We start from the raw sequence: 19,775 nt of genomic DNA on the forward strand, positions 1-19,775 counted from the left end.
CTGCAAGTTATCATTACAACAGAAGCAGTTGTGTTTGTCTTTAGAGACATCGATACCGATATAGAACATAAGAATACCACCTTTCAAAAAGAAAATATTGATACTGTAAAACCACAAACTCTTTGCGAATGTAACCTCGTTCTATATAAACCGTCAAGCGGTATCTAACTAATTAACAATTTAACAAAGAGACTGTGGCTAGAGCCTTTTTAAAACCATCAAGTGGTAGGAGGAGATTAACTAATCCACAGTATCTTAATAATAGTATATTACAAAATCCTTGAAGAGGGATGTAAAAAACTACAAATATATTATACGAGGAGAATTTACCATGAAGAAAAATTTTAAAAAATTATGTTTACTAATGGCAGTATTAGCAATGGGAGCAGTATCTTATGCAAATGAAAGTGTTATTGCTGAAAATAATGCACAAAGCATTCAGCAAGACGAAGAATTTCCAGGTGGATTAGCAAAAGGAATAGATCAAAAATTTACTACAGATGGAAAGTTGCATGCAGAAAAGTTTTTGAATAAATTATTTAATTATACAGATACATCAGACAATTTCAAAATTCAAAAAGATAGTAAAGGATACTTTGTAACACAATATATTGATGAGTCAAATGAAAAAGATGGTTCTGGGCCAACAAAAGAAGAAAAGGTTAGGCTAAAATTAGTGAAAAATGTTTTTCTGACAGAAGTAGATGGTGATGGTTTGACTTATGCTTATGATACAAAACTTAAAAAAGTAGTGCTTATAAATCCAGCCAACAACTACAGAATAATGTTCATAGTTGATTAAAAATTTAGATTTCAAAAATTTATGATTTAAGAATAGGGAGAAAATTGATTTTAAAACAAATTTGTTTATAAAGTCAGTTTTCTCTTTTTTTATAAAATTAATATGAAATAGGGATTGATATTAATTTCTAGTGTTTAATAAATTATTTTGTTTTTTTAACGGTATTTAAATTACTTTAAAAAATAAATTTAGAGGAATTATATATGAAAAAAATATTTATTCTTATAACAATATTAGCTATCGACACACTATCTTACGGAAATAAAGAGACTGAAAATACCAAAACTACTGTTTCTCAAAGTAATACTAAACCCCATTTAAAAATAAGAATAAATTTTTATAATGGAATTGTTTAATAGCTGATTCATAATCATTCAACTAAATTGTTTTTTATTATTTTTTAGATATTTTGATTAATAAATTATTTTTCATATTACTATGTTTTTTCTTCAAAAGTTATTATATCAGTTTTAAAAATTTTTCAAGCATTATTTCTGCATTAATTTTCCAGCTTTAAGAAAATTATACAATACCCCTGAAATTATACTTATTCCAACTGTCATCACTGATTTGAAAACCATCTCATCGCTTATTTTTATTATGAAATGAAGCACAATAAGATGAATTAGGAATGCAAAATATGTAGAATTTGCAATTATTTTGGTAATGTCGTTTCTTTTGGTAAAATTAAATTTGCACCAGAATGCGAAAAAGGAAATTGTCATTATGAAAGTTCCAAGTGAATTTTTATCAAAAAAATCAGATATACGAATTCCTGTTGTGGTTAAGACGTATTTCGTGGAGAAAAAACTTATGAAAAAACCTATAAAATAGATAATTATTATCCAGACAAATGAAAAGTCTTTTATTTTTTTATCATATTTTTTCACAAAATAACCTAGAATATAATAGCCAATAAAGCCAGTTATGGGAAAATTTGAAAATGGGATTTCGGCAAGGTTGAAATATCTCAGGTAAGGATTTAGAATGTTACACAAAAACCAGAGGGAAACTACAAAAAATGTTTCTTTTTCAGCATATTTAAGAACCTTTTGAAGCCAAGGCGTGAGAAAATACAGCCCTAGAATCATATAAATATACCAAAAGTGTGGTGCCGCAAATGCTTTTCCCTTTAAAATCGGCACAATCGGAACTTTCAAAAAATAAATATAAATCACGTTAAAAACAATAAAAAGTGGTAAAATGTTTAAAATTCTCTTTTTAAAAAATAATGCTGCATTTTCTGATTTATCCAACAGCAGATATCCGCTAATCATCACAAAAAGATTAACTCCGATTGAAATAACCGCATATCCTCCCATCCAGACATTTATCCCAAACTGCCTGTTCAATGTGTGCAAAAGCACAATAAAAATAAACGCAAAAATTCTTATAATATCAATAGCCATTAATTTTAAAACTCCTAACCTTTGTAATAATCATAGCTTAAAATTGCATTTTCCTATACTTCCTAGCAATTATCAGTAAAATTGCACAAGTTAGAAACAATATCAAAAATTCCATAATCATAAAATTTTGTCTATATGTTAAAATATTTAATTTTGAGGAATAAGTCCCAAAGATTTTTCCATTTCAATTGTTCTATCAATATCTTTTTTATAAGTAACACCTAACTTGTAGTAATGATTTTCTTTTATTTTCAAAAAACTCCATCCGAATTCTTTCTTTTCAATTACTAGATACTGTCCTTTATCATTGGATAAAATTGTCTTTATTTTAGGCTCTTCTATATTAGCTGTCCTCTTGTAATCCCACAAAATCTCAAAATAATTTGTAGAATCCCAAATCCATTTTTTCACATCTTCTGTATTTTCAAGTTTTTTCCCATTTACATAAAGTTCTTTGCTATTTGAAATAATTTTCCTAATTTCTTTTAAATCCCTAACATAACTTGGTAACTGAAATATATTTATGTTAATTAGAGTTATTACAATTAAACAAACTGATACACAGCTCATCTTTAAATAAAAAATTTTCTTTTTTAACTTCTCTTTTCGCAAAGTTTCCTCAAAATCTCCAGTTTCTTCATCTTCTTTTTCATACTCATTTACAAAATCCTTTTTTGTTTCCAAATAAAACTTCAAAATTCCAAAAATAATTATTAACCAAATAGATATAATATTTTTATTAATTTTTAAAAATCCTATTATAATCGGAATAATCACATACATTAAGCTATTCATCAAAATAAACAGACGTCTTTTTCTCTTTTCTTTTTCAATTTTCTGCTCATCATAAACATACATATTCTTTAACCTCTTAACATAGAAAATCGCCTTTTAAACATTTTACAATATTAACAAAATTTTTTCAAATTAATTGATAAAAAACTTTTTTTATGGTATAATTATTTTGTAAAAAGCAATCATGTGTATATTAAAAATTTGACGACAGAAGCCAGTTTGATTTAAGCTGGCTTTTTGTATTATAATTTGATATAATTATTTGGGTTTTCGTCAAAAACCTTAATATACCATGATTGGGGGTGAAACTGTCATGGAGCGTGATATAATTTATATCATAATTCAAATTGTAGTTGTCTACTATTTTTTAAGTAGAGGATAACACCCCAAAAATGAAAAAATATTTTTCCCCTGCAGATATTATTTGCAGGTTTTTTTGTAAAATTTCTTGATTATGTTATTGTAAAATTTAATTCAAAATGTTATCATGAAATAAAGAAATTATTGAAAATTAATTATATAAATAAAGGAGAGATTTTTTATGTTATATCCAATGAAGTTTAAAAAATTTTTTGTGGAAAAAGTGTGGGGTGGACGTGAATTTGAAACAAAATTAGGAATGAAGCTGCCCGCAGGTAAGAAAATCGGAGAATCCTGGGAAGTGTCGGCACATCCTCATGGAATGGGTATTGTGGAAAATGGTGCTTTGGCTGGACAAAGGCTGGATGATATTTATAAGAAATATAAAGGGGAGCTTACAGGAAAAAAGGTTTATGAAAAATATCCAAATAAATTTCCGCTTCTTATAAAATATCTGGACGTAAATGACAGACTTTCTATTCAAGTGCATCCAAGCGATGAAGTCGCTTTAAAAAAACACAACGAATTTGGAAAAAGTGAATCATGGTACATAATGGAGGCAAGCGATGACGCTACTTTGATTATGGGAATGAAACCTGGTATTACAAAGGAAAAATTTTTGGAAAAAGTGGAAAAAAATGATTTTGATGGACTATTTGAAGAAAAAACTGTAAAAAAAGGTGATTTTATTGACATCACACCAGGAACAGTCCACGCTTCATTAAAAGGAAGTATACTTTTTGCAGAAGTTCAGCAAAATTCAGATGTAACTTACAGAATCTATGATTTTGACAGAATTGATGAAAATGGAAAAAAAAGAGAACTCCATTTACATGATTCAGCTGATGTAATAGATTTTGGAAAAGAAGTGAAGATAGAAAATACTGACTTTGACAATTCTGAAAATGGAAAAGATATTTTAAGAAAGCATATTATAAAAAAAGAATACTATTCAATTGACAAAGTAAAATTTACTGATTCCTTTGAAGATGTGAACAATGAAAGTATGACAATTTACTCAATTCTTGAAGGAACAGGAAAAATTGTATGGGGAAAAAACGAAGAACTTTCAATCAAAAAAGGTGAAACAGTTTTAATCCCTGTCGGAATTAACACAAAAACTATTGGAACCTTCGAAATTTTAAGAACAATAATTTAAATAAATACAGGCAAGGATTCTAGCTTACTTTTTGGGCAAATTAGATGATTTGCCTTGTTTTTTTAGTGGGAATATGATATTCTAATGTTATACTAATATCGTTTTATAATCATATATTGTATAATATACCAAATTTTATAAAAAATAAAAAAAAGGAATAGGAATTGAGAAAAGTGAAAAAAAGAATTTTATTGATTGGAATAATGTTTGGGACTTCATCTTGTGGAATTATTGGTGGAGTTGGAAGTGTAGTCGGAGGGACTATAAAAGCTGCCGGTGGAGTTACTGGAGCGGTTATCGGGACAACAGGGAAACTGATTGGAGGTATTATTGGCGGAAAAGATGGAGAAATAAAAGCCAAAAATACAAAATATAAATTTGCAAATGCAGAAGTGGAAATAACTGGTGGAAAAACCATTGTTACAGGGATTTTGACACATAATGGAGTTGGAAAAAGAAATTTAACGATAGAGATTCCCTGCTTTGATGAAAATGGAGCCAAAATTGGAGATGCCGTTGATAGTATAAGTTCGCTTGGAAAAAATGAAAAATGGGAATTTCAGGCGGTTCTTAATACAAATGAAACAAAAACTTGTAAACTTAAGGACACTTATATTTACGAAGGAAGTGTAAATACTACTATTGAAAATGAAAATAATAACAGCAATATGGAAAATACTAATAATGAAAACACTAATAATATCGAAAGTGAAAAATAAAAATTGGAGGAAATAAATGATAGGAATTATTGGGGCAGTAGTTGAAGAAGCTGAAGCAATAAAAAAGGAAATTAAGAATATCAAGGAAAATGTAATAAACGGAATATCATTTTTTATTGGGAAATTTAACAATAAGGATGTTGTTTTTGTACAATCTGGGATTGGAAAGGTAAATGCTGCAGTTACAGCCACTTTATTAATTGAGAAATTTGATGTGAATGAAGTAATTTTTTCGGGAGTTGCAGGTTCGCTTGATGAAAGATTAAAAGTTGGAGATGTTGTTATCGGGCGGGATGTTGTTCAGCACGATGTTGATGCTACAGCATTTGGCTATAAGATGGGGCAGATTCCGCAAATGAAGGAATGGGCGTTTGAGTCGGATAAGGGGCTGATTGAAAAAACAGGAAATTTAACTGATTTTGAACATCAGATATTGCTTGGAAGAATTTTGACTGGAGATCAGTTTGTGAGCCAAAAAGATGTGAAAATTCAGCTTGGGAAAGATTTTGAGGCACTTTGTGTGGATATGGAAAGCGGGGCCGTGGCTCAGGTTTGCACAAGACTAGGTGTGAAATTTTTAATAATCCGTTCAATTTCAGATTCAATTACAGATGATTCTGGAATGGAATATACAAGTTTTGTAAAACTTGCGGCAGAAAATTCTAAAAAAATATTAAAAGAAATTATTTAATAAAAAGGTAAAAGAAGGGAGAAAAAATGAGTTTTCGATTAAATCCATTTAAAGTAATGAGAGCTGTCGGAATTGTTGCAGTTGTTACTTATGGAATAGTGCTGACAACAGGATATAAAAAGTCCAAGCAGACTACAACAGAAAGCATTACTAAGGATATGAAAGTACGAAATAAGGATTTTTATAATTCTAAAGATTACAAGAATAACTTAACATTGCCAAATCAGGTGGTGGAAAATAATAATGAAACTGTTGCACAGGAACTGGAACAGGCAAAATCTGCACAAACGATAGACTTACAAAAAAATCCTACAGCAAATAACCAGCAGACACAGCCACAAAATAATCCAAAAGCAGCCATTGATACCAAGAAACAAGAGGAACAGGCAAAACTGAAAGCTCAAAAATTGGAACAGAAAAGACAAAACCTGGCTGAACAAAGACGTCAGGAAGAAGCAAAAATTGAAGCAAGACAGGCTGAAATAAGAAAACAGCAGCAGGAAGCAGCAGCTAGAAAAGAACAGGCAGCGGCACAGGCAAGGGCAGAAGCAGCTAGACAACACGCAAGAGAAGAGGCGGCTAGAAAGGCTAAAGAGGACGCAGCTAGAAAAGCCAGGGAAGACGCCAAAAAACGTCAAGCTAAAGGTGGAACTAAAAAATATATTCAGGTGGCATCAGTAGGTACAGAAGGTGCAGCAAGAGAAATAGCAAAAAAACTGGGTGGAAATTTTTACTACAAAAGAACATCAGTAAATGGCAGAACAGTCTACGTAGTAATGTCAAATATGACTGATAACCCAAATACCTTAAAGGCAATGGAAAATCAAGCTAAAAAAGTCAGAGGCGGCTATATGATCCGTTCTGTTGGAAAATAAGAAGTGACAATTGAAAATTAAAATTTAAGAATAGGAATAAAACAAAAATTTATGAATAAAAATTACAGGGGAAATATTCTTCCAGATGGAATAGTGAATGAAATAAAATCGTCTAAAAATATTGTTTTGACAGCACATATTAATCCCGATGGGGATGCACTCGGCTCACTTTTGGCATTTTATTTTATGATAAATGAATACTGCAAAAAAAATAATACAAAAAAAATGGTAAAAATCATTGTTGATGATAAATTGCCTAAATATATGCGACATTTCAAAGATACAGAACTAATCTGGAGTTATGAAAAATTTAGTGAGGAATTTAAGCAAAATTTTCAAAATGATGAAAAGTTTGACTTGTTTATAAGTTTAGATTGTGCAAATGAGGAAAGATATGGAAAATCCATCGAAATAAAAAAATTAAGCAAGAAGTCAATAAATATCGATCATCATATCAGCAATACCGAACATGCGGATTTTAACTACGTGGAAGATATTTGCAGTACAGGGGAACTTTTGTATCAGTTTTTGAAGATTTTTGATATTGAACTGACAAAGAAAATTGCTGAATATATGTATCTCGGGATAATTAATGATACTGGAAATTTCAGGCATGATAATGTTACACCGCACACTTTTCTTGTATGTTCCAAATTAATTGAGGCGGGTGTGAATAATCACAAGATTGCCAATATTATTTTTGCAGTGAGTGAGAAACAAGTTGATTTTATCGGGGAAGTTTATAAAAATAAAAAAAATGACAAAAAATATAAATTTGTCAGTTATTATCTAACACAGTCAAAAATGAAGGAACTAGGTATTGAAAAGGATGACACAAATAGTACATCAGAAATGCTTTTAAAAATTGAAGGAATGGAAATTTCTCTTTTTGTACGGGAAGAGGAAGACGGCTCGTTAAAAGGAAGTTTTCGGGCAAATGATAAATATAATGTAAATAAAATAGCCTCCATTTTTGGTGGTGGCGGGCATATAAAAGCCGCTGGATTCAAGACGGATTTATCTTTTGAGGAAATTTTAGAAAAAACGTATGAGGAATTAAAAAAATAAGTTTAATAAATTTTTTTAGCTGTAATTCAAAATTATAACTATTTTACTTAGATTCCAGACACATTTAACTTTTGCCAATTTGATGTTAATGGAATCTGAGTATTATAGAAAGGGGAACTTTATGTTTGACGCATTTAATATGTTTAATTATCTGAAAATGAAGGGATTTTCAAATGCTGAACTAGCAAATAATTTTCAAAATATTGAAAAGGCTAATCAGAATATTAATGAAATTCTGGATAACAATCCAAATGCTGTTTTGAGAAAAATAAAATATACGTATTTGGATAAAGAAAAAAAACATTTACAATTTGATATTAAGATAGAGGTAGTGAATAGTTAGTGGATAGAAAAATAAAAAAAATAATGATAATTTTGTGTTTTGGAGCATTGATAAGCTGCTCATCTGTTGGAAAACGGATTGTACCAAATTCAGCAGTTGTGTCAAGAGATGTTGTTATGAATAACAGCATTGCCGAAGTAAAAAGAAAATTTAATGAAGAAATAGGAACACAGCATGTCGGACTGTATAAAAAAGGGTTTAGAAACTGGAAAGTGATTCTGTATGGGGAACAGGCGTATTACCAAGTAATTGTAACAGAAGACGGGAAAATATTCTCAAGCGAAAGACTTGAATATAAATAGGATAAAATTAAAAAAGGGAGTTTTTTCATTCTCCCTAAATTTTTTTATTCATCATCACTATTTTCATTTTTTTGATAGTTTTCCAAATCATCAAAGACATTAATTAGGCTGTCTGAATCAAGTTCGTAGTACATGCTGTCATCAAGGTTATTGTTTTCTTCAGAATCAGAAATATCTTCATTTTCCTGATAAGTTTCTTCAAACTTAATATTCGGTACAGTTTGAGAAGTATCACCGGCATATTGATCATTACTATTTAATTCAGTGTCGTCAGCTTCGATAATTTCACTTTGGATAGAATCTGGAATGTATATTTTTTCCGTTTCAAAAGATTCATGTTCTGCTTCGCTCTCCTGTTCCTCTACCTCTTTATTGTCGGCAAGTTTGAAAAGATTGTTGAAAAAGACAAAAAAGTCGTTAATTGCAGAACTTTCCTTTTCAGTTTTTAACATAAGGATAGTCCCTTCCAGTAAAGCTATTAAAAGTCTTGCTGTCGTTTCAGGAATAATATCGTCATATTTTTCAGGAAAGGCATATTTTAAAGTCGTTATAAAAAAAGAAAATCTAAGTTCAATTTTTTTATATGATTTTACAAGCTCTTCACGTATATTGCTATTTAAATCAGCCAGCTCCAAAGCCAAATTGCCAAGCGGGCTTCCACCGTGAAACTTGTTATTTACAATATTTTCAAAATATTTTTCAAAAAAATAGTAAAATTTGTGGATTGATAAATCATCTACGTTATTATTAAAGAAATTTATCAGGTTTTCAGTATGATATTTGATTACAGAGATAAGTAATTCTTCCTTGCTTGAAAAAAATTTATAAAAAATGTCATTTGGCATGTCACATGCCTTAAAAATGTCAGTTAATTCAGTATTTTTGTAGCCTTTATAATAAAAAAGTTTTGCACTTTGCTGAACTATAAAGTTTTTACTATATTCTTTAGTCATTAAATTTACCTCTTTAAAAGTATTTTGAATATATTTTATAATTTAATTTAAGGATTGTCAACAAAAAATAAATAAAAGGATGTGATTTTATGAAATACAATTTTGATGAAATTATTGACAGAAAAAATAATCATTCTGTGAAGTATAAGGAATTAATGAGAAAATTTGGAGTAGATGATGTCATACCGCTTTGGATTGCCGATATGGATTTTAGGACAGCACAGCCTATAATTGATGCTCTTGAAAAAAAGGTTCAACATGGAATTTTTGGTTATGTATATCGTCCAGGTGAGTATTTTGAGTCAATTATAAACTGGCAGAAGAGAAGATTTGGCTGGGAGCCGAAAAAGGAACTGCTTAGCTTTAGCATTGGAATTGTACCAAGTCTTGGGGCATTAGTTCAGATTTTTTCTGAAAAGGGTGACAAAATACTGATTCAGACACCTGTTTATTCGGAATTTTACGATATTAACGAGGATAATGCAAGAGTTGTCATCGAAAATAGATTTATCGAAAAAAATGGAGAATATTCGCTTGATCTGGAAGATTTGGAAAATAAATTAAAGGAAAAGCCAAAATTGTTTATTTTATGCAATCCTCACAATCCGCTGGGACATGTGTGGACTCGTGATAAATTGGAAGCAATCGGAAATTTATGTGTAAAATACAAAGTTCCTGTAATATCCGATGAAATTCACGCCGACTTGACACTATGGGACAATAAGCACATCCCAATGGCAAGCATTTCAGAAGAAATCAGAAAAAATACCATAACTTGCACTTCCACTGGAAAAGCCTTTAATCTTGCAGGACTTCAAAGTGCAACAATTATTTTCAATAATTTAGAAGTAAAGGCAAAATTCGACAGATTCTGGAAAGATCTTGAAGTTCACAGAAACAATCCTTTTAATCTGGTTGCTACAATCGCCGCATATTCTGACGGTGGAGAAGAATATTTAAAACAGTTAAAGGAATATCTGCAAAACAACATTCTATTCCTAAGCAACTTTTTTAAGGAATATATTCCAGAAATTACTCCAAACATTCCGCAGGCAACATATCTGGTATGGCTAGACTGTCGAAAACTATGCCAAAAATTTGGATTTAATCAGGAACAGCTAGAAAAATTCATGCTTACAAAAGCAAAATTGGGATTGAACGAAGGACGTGTGTATCAAAAAGGGTTGGAAGGATTTATGAGGTTAAATGCGGCTTGTCCGAGAGCCATTTTGGAAAAGGCTGTAAATCAATTAAAAGAGGCTATTTTAAAAGAAAAAATTTAAAATACACTCAAATATTAAATTGAAAAAATCAGGTAATACTAGAAGTATGGTATCTGCTGCCCTTACATATTCAGCTATATAAAAAACTCACAAAAAAATAATATAATTAAAAGAAATTGTTAAATAATTTCTATTTATAAATTTGTATAATAATAACATAAAATCATAAAAAATATGATTAAAAATTATACTTAAAAATAGTTATAGAAATAAATTGTTTAGAAGATTGTTATTATACAGAAGTGACAAGTATCGGAGTTTTGAAATTTAAAATAAAATAATCATAATTATCTATTAAACTTTGTTTAAGTAAATTTTCAGTAGAAGTATAATTTTAAAGTTATAATAAAATCACTTTGAAACCGAACTCGGAAAGTCACAACTAATCTACTCGAACTCTAGTTTTGTCTAATTCAGATCAGTTCGATTTTGAAGAAGCTCGAATATATTTGAAAATTTAAAGGAGGTGTAATTTTATGGCAGATATTAAAGAAATTTATCTGGCTGGAGGATGTTTCTGGGGTGTCGAGAAATTTTTTAAGATGGCTCCAGGTGTTGTTGAAACAACAGTTGGCTACGCTAATGGACAAACTCTTGATACAAACTATGATATTTTAAAAATGACTGATCATGCCGAAACAGTACATATAAAATATGATAATGAAATAGTTTCCCTAAATAAACTTCTAGACTATTATTTTTCGATAATCGATCCTACAAGCATTAACAGACAGGGGCTTGATGAAGGAAGACAATATCGAACAGGAATTTATTATGTAGATAAAGATGAGATAGATATGATAAAATCAAGAATTGAAAGTGAGCAGAATAAATATTCACGGGAAATTCAGGTGGAAGTAAGGCCGTTAAAACATTACATCAAGGCCGAAGATTACCATCAGAACTATTTGGATAAAAATCCTAATGGATACTGTCACATAGATTTGGCCAGTGCAAAAAAAGTCTTCCAAAAATAATATAGAAATTAATAATTCATTAACAAGTCGGGACTACCCGGCTTTTTTTCGTGAAAATTTTTTTAAAAAACCATTGACTTTAATAAAAAGCAAGGTATACTATTGTTAGCAAATAGAAAACGATTTATACAATTTAATAACAAAATTTTTAGGAGGGACAGTTATGTCAAAAGTAGATGAAATTACAAGAGAATCTTGGATTTTGGGAACATTTCCCGAATGGGGAACTTGGTTGAACGAGGAAATAGCAGAAACCGTAGTAAAACCAAATACTGTAGCAATGTGGTGGCTTGGAAACATGGGGCTTTGGATAAAGACAGAAGGCAATGCAAATATTGCAATGGATATCTGGGTAGCAACAGGTAAGAGAAGTCAAAAGAATAAATTAATGAAACCTAAGCACCAACATCAGAGAGCAGTCGGATGTGTAGCTTTACAGCCAAATTTAAGACTTACCCCTTGTGTTATAGATCCTTTTGCGATAGAAGGGTTAGACGCATTACTTGCAACACATTCTCATAGTGATCACATAGATGTGAATGTTGCGGCGGCAGTTGTAAAAAATTGTCCAGAAGCAAAATTTGTAGGGCCAAAAACATGTATTGAAATTTGGAGAAAATGGGGAGTGCCTGAAGATAGACTTGTACAAATGAAACCAGGAGATGAAATAGTAATTAAAGATGCAAAAATAAAAGCATTGGAATCATTTGACAGAACAATGCTTTTAACAGTTAACGAAGATGTTACGTTAAAAGGGAGCTTACCGCCTGATATGGATGAAATGGCAGTAAACTACCTGGTTGAAACAACTGGTGGAAATATTTACAACGCAGGAGATTCACACCATTCAAACTATTTTGTAAAACATGGAAATGAAAATAAAGTGGATGTGGCATTTGTAGGATACGGAGAAAATCCTAGAGGAATGACAGATAAATTGACTTCTTCAGATGTGTTAAGAGTGGCAGAAGAATTAAAGACACAAGTAGTTATTCCGTTACATCACGACATCTGGTCCAATTTTATGGCTGATCCAAAAGAAATAACATTATTGTGGAATTATAGAAAAGATAGAATGAAATATGAATTTAAGCCATATATATGGCAACCTGGAGGAAAATTTGTATTCCCTGATAATAAAGATGATATGGAATACATGTATAGAAGAGGATTTGAAGACGCATTTACAATAGAACCTGATTTGCCATTTAAATCATTCTTATAGAAAATTTAAGCATATCAAAACATTATTTAGAAACCATCTTTACGGTGTTTAAGAAAATAAAATTATTTAAAAAAAAACATAAAGGAGAAAAGTCATGAATATTTTAATGGGAATTGGGACATGGTTCGGACAGAATATCTTGACTAAACCAGAATTTTTTGTAGGTTTATTAGTTTTTGTAGGTTATCTGTTCTTAGGAAAAAAAATATATGAGGCAGTTGGAGGATTTATTAAGGCAACTGTAGGATACATGATATTAAATGTCGGTGCAGGAGGGCTAGTAACAACATTTAGGCCAATATTGGCGGCACTGAAAACTAAATTTGAATTAAATGCGGCCGTTATAGATCCTTACTTTGGATTACAGGCTGTGGATGAAGCGATAAAAAATATTATTGAGCAGGATTCGTCTAAATCTAACTTGGCAGCGGCAGTTATGATGGCCCTTCTTATAGGATTTGTTATAAATATAATATTAGTGCTGTTTAGAAAATTTACTAAAGTGAGAACATTGTTCATAACAGGGCATATTATGCAGCAACAGGCTTCTACAGCAGCTTGGATGATATTCTTCCTGTTCCCTCAGTTCCAAAATATAAAGGGAGTAATATTAATAGGAATTTTTGCAGGAATATATTGGGCAGTTGGATCAAACTTATCAGTGGAACCGACTCAAAGACTAACTGAAAACGCTGGATTTGCAATAGGGCATCAACAAATGTTCGCTATATGGCTAGCTGATAAATTGGCACCAAAAATAGGAAATCCTAAAAAGAAACTGGATGATTTAAAATTACCAAAATGGTTATCAATGCTCCACGATGATATTATTGCAACAGGGCTTATAATGATAGTATTCTTTGGAATAATAATGTGGGTATTGGGGCCTGAGTTCTTTACTGCGAAATTTGGAAAATGTGTAATTGAAAACGGGGTACAAACTTGTCCTGTCATAAATCCTCATGGAGTCGCAGCAGGAGCATTTGATCCTAAAAAACTTTCATTTGGTACTTACATTGTTTCAACAACATTATTGTTTGCAGTATATTTAACAATATTGAAAACAGGGGTTAGAATGTTCGTATCAGAATTGACAGTATCATTCCAAGGTATTTCAAATAAAATATTACCTGGATCATTACCTGCGGTAGACTGTGCGGCATCTTATGGATTTGGATCACCAAGTGCAGTATTATTCGGATTTTTAGTAGGGACAATAGCTCAATTTATTTCAATAGCAGGATTATTAATATTCAAATCGCCTGTATTTATTATAACAGGATTCGTTCCTGTGTTCTTTGATAATGCGACTATTGCTGTGTATGCCGATAAACGTGGGGGAGCGAGAGCTGCATTTATATTGTCAGCTATATCAGGAGTATTGCAAGTATTATGTGGAGCTGTAGCTGTAGCTTTATTCCAATTAAAAGGTGGATGGCACGGAAATATCGATCAAAGTACAGTATGGCTTGCTCAAGGATTTGTAATGAAATATTTAGGAATAATCGGATATGTATTAGTAATTGTTGCAATGCTGTTAATTCCTCAAATTCAATATGCAAAATCTAAAAATAAAGAGCAATATTATGAAGGAACAGTAGATTTGGAAGAAATTTAGAATTTTCAAAAATAAAAAAGTAAATAAAGAAAGAAGTGATCATAATGATTAAAGTATTAGCAGTTTGTGGAAGTGGAATGGGAACAAGTATGATTATGAAATTAAAAGTTGGAAAAGTTTTACAAAAACTGGGAGTACAGGCAGATGTAAATTCATGCAGTCTGGGAGAAGCTAAATCAGGACTTTCAAATTATGACTTAGTTCTTGCTTCAACTCATATCGCATCTGAATTAAAAGGTGGGCCAAATACAAAAATAATTGGACTTTTGAATCTGCTTGATGAAAAAGAGCTTGAAAGCAAATTAACAGAAGCTGGAATTGCATAAGAAAATCGTATATTAAGTAAGGAGGAAAACTTTTTATGAATTTATTGGATTCCTTGAAGGAAAATAATTCTGTTATGCTGCAACAGGAGGCAAACAGCTGGGAAGAAGCTATAAAAGTGTGCATGGCTCCTCTTGTGGCAAATAATTCAATAGAAAAAAAATATATTGAAAATATAATAGAAAGAACAAAAGAGCTGGGCCCATTTTACATACTAGCTCCAGGACTGGCAATGCCACATGAACGTCCTGAAATGGGAGTTAATAAAAATTCTTTCAGTCTTGTTACATTGAAAAAGCCAGTATCATTTCCAGATGGACAGGAAGTGGATATATTAATTGGGCTGGCCGCTGAAAATGCAGAAATACATACAGGCGAGGCAATTCCACAGATAGTAATGCTTTTTGATGACGAAGAGATTTTTACTAAAATCAGGGAAGCAAAAGTACCGGAAGATATTTATAAACTGATAAAAGAAAAAGTATAGAATTACAGTATATAAGGAGGAAAACAAATGGCAAAACCATTATTACAGGTGGCATTGGATCATTCTGATTTAAAAGGTGCAATAAAAGCAGCAGTTTCCGTTGGAGAGGAAGTTGATGTAATAGAAGCTGGAACCGTATGTTTATTACAAGTTGGAAGCGAATTAGTGGAAGTATTGAGAAACCTATTTCCTGAAAAAATAATAGTGGCAGATACAAAATGTGCGGATGCAGGAGGAACAGTTGCCAAAAACAATGCAGTTCGTGGAGCAGACTGGATGACTTGTATATGCTGTGCAACAATTCCGACAATGAAAGCAGCTTTAAAAGCTATAAAGGAAGTGCGTGGTGAACGTGGTGAAATTCAGGTGGAACTGTATGGTGACTGGACTTATGAACAGGCTCAGCTTTGGTTGGATGCAGGAATTAATCAGGCTATTTACCATCAAAGCAGAGATGCCTTGCTGGCTGGGGAAACTTGGGGAGAAAAGGACTTGAACAAAGTCAAAAAATTAATTGAAATGGGATTTAAAGTTTCTGTCACAGGAGGATTAAATACAGATACACTAAAATTATTTGAAGGTGTGGATGTGTTTACATTTATTGCAGGACGTGGAATTACAGAAGCAGATGATCCGGCAGCAGCGGCAAGAGCATTTAAAGCAGAAATTGATAAATATTGGAAATAATCTTGAACAATTTTAAAATTAAACATTTTTTACCCTTGAGTATTCATTTTATAAATTTTATACAGAAATAGTTAATCTGGATACTTAAGGGACAACTTCTTAAAAATTATTAAACAATTTTGGTATAATTAATGAAATAGGGGAATAATATGAGAGATTTAAATAAATTAAATTTAGGAATATATGAAAAGGCTCTTCCTAAGGATATTGACTGGGTGAAAAGAATAAGGCTGGTTAAGGAATGTGGTTATGATTTTGTAGAAATTTCGATTGATGAAACAGATGAAAGGCTTGCAAGACTGGACTGGACTAATGATGAAATAAACAGGATTCATAAGGCGTTAATAGATACAGGAGTTAGAATTCCGTCAATGTGCTTTAGTGGACATAGAAGATTTCCAATGGGAAGCATGGATGAAAAAACTAGGGAAAAAGCTATGGAGCTTATGCAAAAGGCAATAATCTTTGCAGATAAAATGGGAATTAGAACGATTCAGATGGCTGGATATGATGTTTATTACGAAGAAGGCAGCGAGCAGACTAAAAAATATTTTACTGAAAATTTGAAAAAAGCAGTAGAATGGGCTTCTTCATATAATGTAACATTATCAATAGAAATTATGGATCATCCATTTATAAATTCAATTACAAAATATATGGAATATGCTAATATAATTAAATCTCCATGGCTAAAAGTGTATCCAGATGTGGGAAATTTGACGGCATGGCCTGAAAATGACACACTAAAGGAATTGGAATTAGGAATAAAAAATGGAGAAATAACAGGAATCCATTTGAAAGATACTTTAGCAGTAACTGACACTTTTAAAGGGAAATTTAAGGAAGTGCCTTTTGGAGAAGGATGCGTAGATTTTCCAAAAGTATTTAAAAAATTAAAGGAATTAAATTATAAAGGACCTTTTTTGATTGAAATGTGGACTGAAAAATCAGATAATCCAATTGAGGAAGTAAAAAAGGCAAAGCAATGGATGCTGGATAAAATGAAGGAAGGTGGATTTATCTAATGCTGGAAAAATTAAAGGAACAAGTATTTAAGGCAAATTTAGAATTGCCAAAAAAAGGGCTAGTATTGTTTACTTGGGGAAATGTGAGCGGAATTGACAGAGAAAAAAATCTGATAGTTATCAAGCCTAGTGGTGTAGACTATGAAACAATGAAAGTAGAGGATATGGTAGTAGTCGACTTGGATGGAAATGTTGTGGAAGGCGAATTAAATCCTTCATCCGATACTCCTACACATATTGAACTTTACAAAAAATTTCCTTCAATTGGAGGAATAGTTCACACTCATTCAACAAATGCAACAATATGGGCTCAAAGCGGAAGGGATATTCCAGCCTATGGAACAACAAATGCTGATTATTTCTATGGTTCAGTGCCTTGTACAAGAAAAATGACACCTGAAGAAATCGCAGGAGAATATGAAAAAGAAACTGGAACAGTGATTATAGAAACTTTTGAAAAAAGAGAACTAAATCCTCAGTACATTCCAGGGGTTCTTGTAAATAGTCATGGGCCTTTCACATGGGGGAAAAATCCTGATGAAGCTGTCTATAATTCAGTTGTTCTGGAAGAAGTTGCAAAAATGGCAATGTTTACTGAAATAGTAAATAAGGATATTAAACCAATGCAACAGGAATTGCTGGATAAGCATTTTTTGAGAAAACATGGGGCTAATGCCTATTACGGACAAAAGAAAAAATAATCCAGAAAACTGCATTTATTATACCGTAAGAGTTTCAGCGGTTCACAAAATTATAAAATTATGTTATTATATTTATGTACAATAAATTGATAAGGTGAAGAAATGGCTGAAAATGACAGTATAAAAACTAACTCCAATCTTGTGGAAGCATTAGGATACTATATAAAAAAGAAAAGACTACAAAAAAATATAGGACTAAGAGAAATGGCAGAAATGCTAAAAATAAGTCCAGCTTATTTATCCAATTTGGAGTCAGGCAAACATAATATGACAAATCCTCTTTTACTCAAAAAAATTGCCAAAATTCTGAAAATAGATCATCTTAAATTGTTTAAAATAATAGGATATACAGATAAAGATATGTCAGATTTGAAAAAAGAGCTTACTAATGAGATAATAGAGGAGTTCTCTGATATAAATATTGGAGAAATAGTCAGAAATCTGATGGAAATGAGTTCAGAAAAAATAGAGTTGGTTAAGCAGTATATAGAACTATTGAACAAATAGATACTGCTTTTTATAACAAAATAAAGAGAGTTTCCTGTTTTAATGGTTACTCTCTTTTAATATTAATTTTAGGAGGCTTTTATGAAAATTGAAGATTTGCAAAAAAAGGCAAAAATATTGAGAAAAGACATTATTGAAATGATTTACAGGGCAAAATCAGGGCATCCAGGAGGTTCACTTTCGATTGCTGATATTCTGGCTGTGCTTTACTGGAAGGAAATGAATATTGATCCAGAAAATCCAAAAATGGAAAACAGAGATAGATTAGTGCTTAGTAAAGGGCATGCAGCTCCTGCACTTTATGCGGCATTAATTGAAAAGGGATTTTTAGGCGATGAAGGAAAAAATCTTATTCCAACACTTAGAAAATGGCACTCTCCACTTCAGGGACACCCTGATATGAAAAAAGTGGCTGGAGTTGAAATGTCAACAGGTTCGCTTGGACAAGGACTTTCAGCTGCAAACGGAATGGCTTTGAGTGCGAAGATTTATAAAAATGATTATCGAGTTTATACTATTTTGGGAGATGGAGAATTGCAGGAAGGACAAGTCTGGGAAGCGGTTATGACGGCTGCACATTACAAACTTGATAATTTAGTTGCAATAGTTGATTACAATAACTTGCAGATTGATGGAAAAGTTTCGGATGTGATGGATGTCGCTCCAGTTGGGGAAAAGTTCAAGGCTTTCAAATGGAATGTAATTGAGATTGACGGACATAATTATGAAGAAATCATAAATGCTCTTGACACAGCAAGAACTATGAAAGGACAGCCAACAGTAATAGTTGCAAACACTGTAAAAGGAAAAGGTGTTTCGTTTATGGAAAATAATGCTGGATTCCATGGAGCTGCTCCAAATGATGAAGAATACAGTAAGGCAATGGAAGAGTTGAGTTAAGATTAGAATTTCAAATATGGTTTTAAATTATTAGTTGAAATAAAAAAGAATTGAAAATTTAATACTTTTAGAAAAATTAATTTTATGAACTTTTATAAATTTAAAGAAAATAAAAAATAGGAGAATATGAGAATGGAAAAAAAATCAACTAGAGTGGCTTATGGAGAAGTGTTAGTCAAATTGGGAAAAGTAAATAAAGATGTGGTAGTGCTGGAAGCGGACTTGTCAAAATCGACAATGACTGCATATTTTAAAAAAGAGTTTCCAGAAAGACATATAAATGTGGGAATTGCGGAAGCTGATATGATTGCAACTGCAGCAGGGATCGCAACGACTGGCAAAATACCGTTTGCTTCAACATTTGCACATTTTGCGGCAGGGCGTGCCTTTGATCAGATTAGAAATTCGGTGGCATATCCACAATTGAATGTTAAGATTTGTCCGACTCACGCAGGAGTTTCGTTAGGAGAGGATGGAGGTTCACACCAATCTGTCGAAGATATGGCTTTAATGCGTGCAATTCCAGGAATGGTGGTTTTATCACCAGCAGATGCGGTTGAAACAG

The 19,775-nt window shown here is 31.7% G+C and carries 22 protein-coding genes and 1 pseudogene; 20 read left to right on the forward strand and 3 right to left on the reverse strand.

The window, feature by feature from the left end; all coding sequences use genetic code 11:
* Positions 1 to 331 precede the first annotated feature (331 nt).
* Complete coding sequence (locus K324_RS0108310; RefSeq protein ID WP_026748752.1) at positions 332 to 802, forward strand: hypothetical protein; 471 nt, start codon at positions 332 to 334, stop codon at positions 800 to 802.
* 488 nt (positions 803 to 1,290) lie between these two features.
* Here the strand turns inward: K324_RS0108310 and K324_RS0108320 are convergent, their stop codons facing one another.
* Both K324_RS0108320 and K324_RS0108325 read right to left on the reverse strand, forming a co-directional pair.
* On the reverse strand, positions 1,291 to 2,211 hold the full coding sequence (locus tag K324_RS0108320) for an acyltransferase (RefSeq protein ID WP_026748753.1): 921 nt from the start codon (positions 2,209 to 2,211) through the stop codon (positions 1,291 to 1,293).
* Between the two features lie 147 nt (positions 2,212 to 2,358).
* Positions 2,359 to 3,069, reverse strand: a complete 711-nt coding sequence (locus K324_RS0108325) for a hypothetical protein (RefSeq protein WP_026748754.1) — start codon at positions 3,067 to 3,069, stop codon at positions 2,359 to 2,361.
* A 478-nt stretch (positions 3,070 to 3,547) separates the two neighbouring features.
* On the opposite strand from K324_RS0108325, the gene K324_RS0108330 reads away from it, so the two are divergent.
* From K324_RS0108330 to K324_RS0108360, 7 genes are all read left to right on the forward strand, one after another.
* Complete coding sequence (locus K324_RS0108330) at positions 3,548 to 4,525, forward strand: type I phosphomannose isomerase catalytic subunit (RefSeq protein ID WP_026748755.1); 978 nt, start codon at positions 3,548 to 3,550, stop codon at positions 4,523 to 4,525.
* A gap of 173 nt (positions 4,526 to 4,698) precedes the next feature.
* Positions 4,699 to 5,244 carry an FxLYD domain-containing protein gene (locus tag K324_RS0108335; protein WP_026748756.1) on the forward strand — a complete coding sequence of 182 codons (546 nt, stop codon included), beginning with the start codon at positions 4,699 to 4,701 and terminating at the stop codon, positions 5,242 to 5,244.
* A gap of 16 nt (positions 5,245 to 5,260) precedes the next feature.
* Positions 5,261 to 5,935: a 5'-methylthioadenosine/adenosylhomocysteine nucleosidase gene (locus K324_RS0108340; RefSeq protein WP_026748757.1), complete on the forward strand. Its 675-nt coding sequence runs from the start codon at positions 5,261 to 5,263 to the stop codon at positions 5,933 to 5,935.
* Positions 5,936 to 5,961: 26 nt separating this feature from the next.
* Complete coding sequence (locus tag K324_RS0108345) at positions 5,962 to 6,810, forward strand: SPOR domain-containing protein (protein WP_026748758.1); 849 nt, start codon at positions 5,962 to 5,964, stop codon at positions 6,808 to 6,810.
* A 51-nt stretch (positions 6,811 to 6,861) separates the two neighbouring features.
* The gene (locus K324_RS0108350; RefSeq protein ID WP_051354425.1) at positions 6,862 to 7,878 is read left to right on the forward strand and encodes a DHH family phosphoesterase; all 1,017 of its coding nucleotides are present in this window, start codon (positions 6,862 to 6,864) and stop codon (positions 7,876 to 7,878) included.
* 121 nt (positions 7,879 to 7,999) lie between these two features.
* Positions 8,000 to 8,221, forward strand: a complete 222-nt coding sequence (locus K324_RS0108355; RefSeq protein ID WP_026748760.1) for a hypothetical protein — start codon at positions 8,000 to 8,002, stop codon at positions 8,219 to 8,221.
* Positions 8,221 to 8,523 carry a hypothetical protein gene (locus tag K324_RS0108360; protein ID WP_026748761.1) on the forward strand — a complete coding sequence of 101 codons (303 nt, stop codon included), beginning with the start codon at positions 8,221 to 8,223 and terminating at the stop codon, positions 8,521 to 8,523. Before K324_RS0108355 ends, K324_RS0108360 begins: the two co-directional genes overlap by 1 nt.
* 44 nt (positions 8,524 to 8,567) lie before the next feature.
* Here K324_RS0108360 and K324_RS0108365 read toward each other — a convergent pair whose 3' ends face one another.
* Positions 8,568 to 9,476, reverse strand: a complete 909-nt coding sequence (locus K324_RS0108365) for a TetR/AcrR family transcriptional regulator (RefSeq protein ID WP_026748762.1) — start codon at positions 9,474 to 9,476, stop codon at positions 8,568 to 8,570.
* An 89-nt stretch (positions 9,477 to 9,565) separates the two neighbouring features.
* On the opposite strand from K324_RS0108365, the gene K324_RS0108370 reads away from it, so the two are divergent.
* The 12 genes and pseudogenes from K324_RS0108370 to K324_RS0108425 form a co-directional block, all read left to right on the forward strand.
* Positions 9,566 to 10,759 (forward strand): MalY/PatB family protein, encoded by a 1,194-nt coding sequence (locus tag K324_RS0108370; protein ID WP_026748763.1) that lies wholly within the window; start codon positions 9,566 to 9,568, stop codon positions 10,757 to 10,759.
* A 476-nt stretch (positions 10,760 to 11,235) separates the two neighbouring features.
* The gene (gene msrA / locus K324_RS0108375) at positions 11,236 to 11,736 is read left to right on the forward strand and encodes a peptide-methionine (S)-S-oxide reductase MsrA (protein WP_026748764.1); all 501 of its coding nucleotides are present in this window, start codon (positions 11,236 to 11,238) and stop codon (positions 11,734 to 11,736) included.
* Between the two features lie 163 nt (positions 11,737 to 11,899).
* On the forward strand, positions 11,900 to 12,961 hold the full coding sequence (ulaG, locus tag K324_RS0108380; RefSeq protein WP_026748765.1) for an L-ascorbate 6-phosphate lactonase: 1,062 nt from the start codon (positions 11,900 to 11,902) through the stop codon (positions 12,959 to 12,961).
* Positions 12,962 to 13,055: 94 nt separating this feature from the next.
* Positions 13,056 to 14,579 (forward strand): PTS sugar transporter subunit IIC, encoded by a 1,524-nt coding sequence (locus K324_RS0108385; RefSeq protein WP_026748766.1) that lies wholly within the window; start codon positions 13,056 to 13,058, stop codon positions 14,577 to 14,579.
* A 44-nt stretch (positions 14,580 to 14,623) separates the two neighbouring features.
* A complete protein-coding gene (locus tag K324_RS0108390) occupies positions 14,624 to 14,905 on the forward strand; it encodes a PTS sugar transporter subunit IIB (protein ID WP_021746590.1) in 282 nt (93 codons plus the stop codon).
* 35 nt (positions 14,906 to 14,940) lie between these two features.
* Positions 14,941 to 15,390, forward strand: coding sequence for a PTS sugar transporter subunit IIA (locus K324_RS0108395; RefSeq protein ID WP_026748767.1), 450 nt, complete (start codon positions 14,941 to 14,943; stop codon positions 15,388 to 15,390).
* A 27-nt stretch (positions 15,391 to 15,417) separates the two neighbouring features.
* The gene (locus K324_RS0108400; RefSeq protein ID WP_026748768.1) at positions 15,418 to 16,077 is read left to right on the forward strand and encodes a 3-keto-L-gulonate-6-phosphate decarboxylase UlaD; all 660 of its coding nucleotides are present in this window, start codon (positions 15,418 to 15,420) and stop codon (positions 16,075 to 16,077) included.
* Positions 16,078 to 16,226: 149 nt separating this feature from the next.
* Entirely contained in the window at positions 16,227 to 17,102 is an 876-nt protein-coding gene (locus tag K324_RS0108405; RefSeq protein WP_026748769.1) for an L-ribulose-5-phosphate 3-epimerase, read from the forward strand.
* Positions 17,102 to 17,803, forward strand: coding sequence for an L-ribulose-5-phosphate 4-epimerase (gene araD / locus K324_RS0108410; protein WP_026748770.1), 702 nt, complete (start codon positions 17,102 to 17,104; stop codon positions 17,801 to 17,803). The genes K324_RS0108405 and araD overlap by 1 nt, the downstream gene beginning before the upstream one ends.
* A 102-nt stretch (positions 17,804 to 17,905) precedes the next feature.
* Positions 17,906 to 18,310 carry a helix-turn-helix domain-containing protein gene (locus K324_RS0108415; RefSeq protein ID WP_026748771.1) on the forward strand — a complete coding sequence of 135 codons (405 nt, stop codon included), beginning with the start codon at positions 17,906 to 17,908 and terminating at the stop codon, positions 18,308 to 18,310.
* Positions 18,311 to 18,391: 81 nt separating this feature from the next.
* On the forward strand, positions 18,392 to 19,210 hold the full coding sequence (locus K324_RS0108420) for a transketolase (protein WP_026748772.1): 819 nt from the start codon (positions 18,392 to 18,394) through the stop codon (positions 19,208 to 19,210).
* A 132-nt stretch (positions 19,211 to 19,342) separates the two neighbouring features.
* Positions 19,343 to 19,775: pseudogene (locus tag K324_RS0108425) on the forward strand (transketolase); the annotation flags it as partial.

It is taken from the genome of Leptotrichia trevisanii DSM 22070 (assembly GCF_000482505.1).
GTDB lineage: Bacteria > Fusobacteriota > Fusobacteriia > Fusobacteriales > Leptotrichiaceae > Leptotrichia > Leptotrichia trevisanii.